The organism is Actinosynnema sp. (assembly GCF_052038725.1).
The window spans coordinates 1-4,403 of sequence record NZ_JBQGCX010000436.1; the positions used below are offsets into that span (position 1 = coordinate 1).

General features: G+C 73.6%; 6 protein-coding genes. All 6 read right to left on the bottom strand.

Going from position 1 to position 4,403, the window contains the following annotated elements; translation table 11 throughout:
• Positions 1–393, bottom strand: a 393-nt coding sequence (locus ACTUAL_RS08860; protein WP_440899911.1) for a type I-E CRISPR-associated protein Cas6/Cse3/CasE, incomplete at its 3' end; no start/stop codon positions are given.
• A 790-nt stretch (positions 394–1,183) separates the two neighbouring features.
• Positions 1,184–2,038 carry a phosphogluconate dehydrogenase C-terminal domain-containing protein gene (locus tag ACTUAL_RS08865; RefSeq protein ID WP_440899912.1) on the bottom strand — a complete coding sequence of 285 codons (855 nt, stop codon included), beginning with the start codon at positions 2,036–2,038 and terminating at the stop codon, positions 1,184–1,186.
• A complete protein-coding gene (locus tag ACTUAL_RS08870) occupies positions 2,035–2,835 on the bottom strand; it encodes a sugar phosphate isomerase/epimerase family protein (RefSeq protein WP_096493091.1) in 801 nt (266 codons plus the stop codon). The genes ACTUAL_RS08865 and ACTUAL_RS08870 overlap by 4 nt, the downstream gene beginning before the upstream one ends.
• Positions 2,832–3,605 carry a triose-phosphate isomerase family protein gene (locus tag ACTUAL_RS08875; RefSeq protein ID WP_440899913.1) on the bottom strand — a complete coding sequence of 258 codons (774 nt, stop codon included), beginning with the start codon at positions 3,603–3,605 and terminating at the stop codon, positions 2,832–2,834. The genes ACTUAL_RS08870 and ACTUAL_RS08875 overlap by 4 nt, the downstream gene beginning before the upstream one ends.
• Positions 3,605–4,087 carry a ribose-5-phosphate isomerase gene (locus ACTUAL_RS08880; protein WP_096493089.1) on the bottom strand — a complete coding sequence of 161 codons (483 nt, stop codon included), beginning with the start codon at positions 4,085–4,087 and terminating at the stop codon, positions 3,605–3,607. The genes ACTUAL_RS08875 and ACTUAL_RS08880 overlap by 1 nt, the downstream gene beginning before the upstream one ends.
• Positions 4,088–4,141: 54 nt before the next feature.
• The coding region (locus tag ACTUAL_RS08885; RefSeq protein ID WP_440899914.1) for a DAK2 domain-containing protein at positions 4,142–4,403 on the bottom strand (262 nt) is incomplete at its 5' end.

Consider the following 4,403-nt stretch of genomic DNA (forward strand, 5'->3'; position numbering starts at 1 on the left):
GGGCGTGCGGTGCGCCACCCGCAGCCCCCGCCCGCCGGGCTCGGCGGGCACGCTGTCCTTGGTGGCGTTGGCCAGCAGCCGGAACGCCAGCACCCGGCCGGGCTCGATGGCGTCGAGCAGCGGGTCGAGCGAGCGCACCTCGGCGGGCGAGGTCAGCAGGGTCTCGGGTAACCCGGTCCAGTCCGGCCGGGTCAGGCTCTGCACGTACTGGGTGTACCCCCCGTCGCGCGTGGGGTCGAGCCGCCACAGCACCCCGTGGGTCTGCCTGGCGGGCGAGCCGTCCTCGACCCTGGGGTAGCCGGACATGACGGTGCGGTGCATCTCGTGCAGGTTCGCCAGGTCCCGGCGGAACTCGCGGGAGCGCACGTCGACGGTCAACTTGGTCAGGAACACCGCGCGATCAACCTTCCTCGGTCATCTGTTCGGACAGCGCGAACCGCCCCGCGCGGACGGCGCGGGGTCGGGCGGCGCGGGGTGGGGGCACGGGGCGGGAGCGGCACCGGCGGTGCGGGGACCGGCGGTGCGGGGACCGGCGGTGCGCGGGCGCGGCGGGACGTCGGCGGAAAGCGCCCGGAGAGGGGCGCGCACATCGCCGATCGACGCGGCCAGGGGCGCGCGGGAGTGCGGGGTTGGAACCGCGAGGATCATTCCGGAACGGGCGTCGGATAAATCGGGAATGGATAAGCGGCGCGCACCGCGACCGCTCGGGGACCCGGCTCTCGGGCCAGGTCGACCACGACCGGCGCGCACCGCCCCGACCAGCGGGAACGCCACCGCGCCCCGCCCCAACGCCTCCCCGGACCAGCCCAGGACCTGCGACGACTTACCCCACGCGGCCCACGCCGGTGGAACCGGCTCGCCCACACCACCCTCCCCCGCGCGCACTACCGCCCATGGGAGGACATGCAATCACAGGATTGCGCCCGGCGGGACGCGAGATAGCGGAAAGGGGCCGAAAGTCCCGAGGGAAAACAATTCGCCGCACAATTGCGGTCAGGCGTTCCGGTGAGCCGGGAACCCGACCGGAGCGGTGCTCGACGGTCGGCGGGAACAGGGGCCTGGGGCCGGAGACGGGAGCGCCCCGCGCGGCGTGACGCCTGCGGCGGGGCGGGGACGTGCGTGGGGACCGGGGGCGCGGGTCGGTCCGAACGGACCGAGCCGGCGGCGTCCCCTCCGGCCCAGCTCAGTGCTGGACCTTGTCCAGGTGCAGCATCTTCGCGATGACGGCGTCCAGCTCGCCGTCGTTGAAGATCTTCTTCCAGTCGTCCTTGACGATCGTCTCGCGGCCGTAGTCCATCGCGATCAGGCACGCGTCGGAGAACGGGTTGTCGCCCTTGAGGGTGTTCGCGAGCGCGACCTGGACGTGGCCGAGCAGCATGGCGCGGGCGGCGGGCTCGGGGACGCCGACGGTGTTGACGGTCTCCTCCAGCGCCGCCTTGAGCAGCGCGCCGACCATGCAGGCCACCGTCTCGACGAGGGTGGGCTCCAGGTACGCCAACTGCTTGACGGTCACCCAGTGCACGTCGACGACCGGCGCGTACATGGTGCGGATGACCTCGGCCGCGACGGCCTGGGCCGCCTCGTTGCCCGACTCGATGGCGGCGACGACGTCCTGCGCCGCGGCGATGCCGCCGAAGGTGTCGGCGACCTCCTCCGGGGTCTTGCGCTGGAGGAACACCGACGGGTGACACGGGTGGGCGACGACGAACTCGACGTCGTCGCGCTTGGTGAGCAGACCGGCGTACGCGGCGGCCGGGTCCAGGGTCAGCACGATGGCGCCGGACTTGAGCTGCGGCACGACCTGCGCGGACACCGGGCCGAGGGCGATGTCCGGCACGGCGAGGATGACGACCTGGGCGTCCTTGACGGCCTCGGCGGTGTCGGTGACCTCGCGGCCCGCGTCCTTGACCCGAACCTGACCGGGCTCGGAGTTCTCGCTGTAGAAGACCGTGTGGGAGGTGCGCGCGAGGTTGTTCGACACGCGCATACCCATCTTGCCGCCCGCTCCGATGACGGCGATGGTCAGGTTCTCGGTCATGGTCGTGTGCTCCTCAGGTAGTCCACGCTGTGCGCGGTCCACAGCTGTTCGGTCTTGCGGGTCGTGTCCTCGTCGCCCTGCCAGGGCAGCCAGTGCTCGACGATCTGGTTGACCCCGCGCTCGTCGGGGCGGACCCGGTCGAGCAGGTGGTCGTAGTCGAGCAGCCCGGTGCCCATGAGCGCGCCCGCGAGCTGGAAGCCCACCCAGCCCTCGCTGCGGGTGAACGCGAAGTCCTTGGAGTGCACGTTCAGCACGTGCTTCGCGCAGCGGTCCACCACCGCGCCCGGCTGCTCCAGGGCGGCCACGGTGTTGGCGGGGTCCAGGCAGATGCCCACGCGCGGGTGGTCGACGCCCTCGACCAGCTCGACCAGCGCGGCGGTGGACACCTGCTCGTAGGTCTCCAGCGCCAGGTCGACGCCGCGCTCGGCCAGCTCCGGCGCGATGGCGCGCAGGTCGGCCAGCGCCTCGTCCGGGGTGGGCCGGTGGTCGGCGGTGTTGACCATGCTGCGCAGCACCTTCGCGCCCAGCGCGTCGGCGATGTCCAGGTAGCGGCGCAGGTGCTCGGGGCGCAGGCCCCTGGTGCCCAGCTCGAACGCCACGCCCGCCGCGTCACCGGCGGCGCGCAGGGCGCGCAGCTGCTCGGCGTCGAAGTCCTCGATGGCCGGGTGGTCGCAGATCTGGAGCAGCCCGACGCCCAGCTCGGCGGTCTTGCCGACCACCTCGACCAGGGTCAGCGGCTTCTCCACGCGGGAGGACAGCTGCCAGAAGAACGCGTAGGTGCTCAGCCCGATGCTCATGCCGGAACCCCTTCCACCTCGGCCACCTCGTCCAGCACCCGGCGCAGCGCGGCGGGGTCGTGCGCGAACCGGCCGAGGAACAGCCCGTCGGCGTCGCCGCCGAGCGCGGAGTACAGGCCGGGACCGGCGCTGCCGCCGTAGATGACCCGGCTGCCGGGCCGACCCGCCACGTCCTGGCGCAGCGCCGAGCACACCGCGCGCACGTGCTCGTGCGGGGCGGGCTCGGCGGCGCCGATCGCCCACACCGGCTCGTAGGCCAGGGTGATCGGGCCGGGCAGGCTGGCGGAGTCGACCAGCGCGGACGCGAGCTGCGCGCGGCACACCTCCACCGCGTGCTCGACCGTGCCGCGCACCGGCTCGCCCACGCACAGCACCGGCTCCAGCTGGTTGCGCAGCGCGGCGGCGAGCTTGGCGGCGACGATCCGGTCGTCCTCGGTGAACAGCCTGCGCCGCTCGGCGTGGCCGACCTCGACGTACCGGCAGCCGATCTCGCGCAGCGCCACGCCGCTGACCTCGCCGGTGTAGGCGCCCTGGTCCTCCCAGGACAGGTCCTGCGCGCCGACCGCGATCCCGGTGTCCCCGGCCGCCGCGACCAGCGCGGCCAGCTCGGTGAACGTGGGCAGCACGAACAGCTCGGCGGTCCCGGAGGCGAGCGCCGGGTGGTCCGCGACCAGGGACAGCACCTCGTCGAACCACTCGCGGGTGCGGCGCGGGCCCAGGTACATCTTCAGGCTCACGCCGATCGCCACGCGCGGGCGCGGGGCTGGCATCAGCGCGTCCCCGCGGTCTCGCGGCCCTCGTCGTACTCGGTGATCAGGGCGACCTTCTGCGCGGAGGCCGAGCCCTCGTCGAAGCGGTACTCCAGCCACTCGCGGGCCAGGCGGCGGGCCAGCTCCAGGCCCACGACGCGCTGGCCGAAGCACAGCACCTGGGCGTTGTTGCTGAGCACGGCGCGCTCCACGGAGAAGCTGTCGTGCGCGGTGACGGCGCGCACGCCGGTCACCTTGTTGGCGGCGATGGCCACGCCGAGGCCGGTGCCGCACACCAGCAGCGCGCGGTCCGCCTCGCCCCTGGCGATCATCTCGGCGGCGGAGACCGCGACCGCCGGGTACGGGGTGCGGCCGTCGGAGTCGACGCCGACGTCGACGACGGACACGACGGCGCCGCTGGCCTCCAGGTCCCGCTTGAGGGCTTCCTTGTACTCGAAGCCGGCGTCGTCGGAGCCGACGACGATCCGGAGCTGCGCGGTCATGCGTGGTCCTCTCGAACGGGTGGTGATGTGTCGCGCCCGTGCCCGCTGCCCCCGTCAGGAGGTGGCGAGCACCCCGGCGACGGTGGTGACGACGAGCGCGAAGGAGATCGCGCCCGCGTCGGGCGTGCCGAGGCTGCGCTCCACGTGGGTGCGCGCCCGGCCCATGCGGGGCTTGAGGTCGGCGGTGGCCCTGGCCGCGGCGTCGGCGGCGCGGGCCGCGGTGGTCCACGGGTCCGCGTCGCCCGAGGCGACGGCGTCGGCGAACGCGGTGCGGTAGGGCACCAGGGCGTCGACCATGGTCTTGTCGCCGACCTCG

What these genes read in the sequence shown, in the direction of transcription:
- ACTUAL_RS08870 (WP_096493091.1), bottom strand. Translation starts at nt 2,835, where the DNA reads ATGAGCATCGGGCTGAGCACCTACGCGTTCTTCTGGCAGCTGTCCTCC.
- ACTUAL_RS08865 (WP_440899912.1), bottom strand. Translation starts at nt 2,038, where the DNA reads ATGACCGAGAACCTGACCATCGCCGTCATCGGAGCGGGCGGCAAGATG.
- ACTUAL_RS08880 (WP_096493089.1), bottom strand. Translation starts at nt 4,087, where the DNA reads ATGACCGCGCAGCTCCGGATCGTCGTCGGCTCCGACGACGCCGGCTTC.
- ACTUAL_RS08875 (WP_440899913.1), bottom strand. Translation starts at nt 3,605, where the DNA reads ATGCCAGCCCCGCGCCCGCGCGTGGCGATCGGCGTGAGCCTGAAGATG.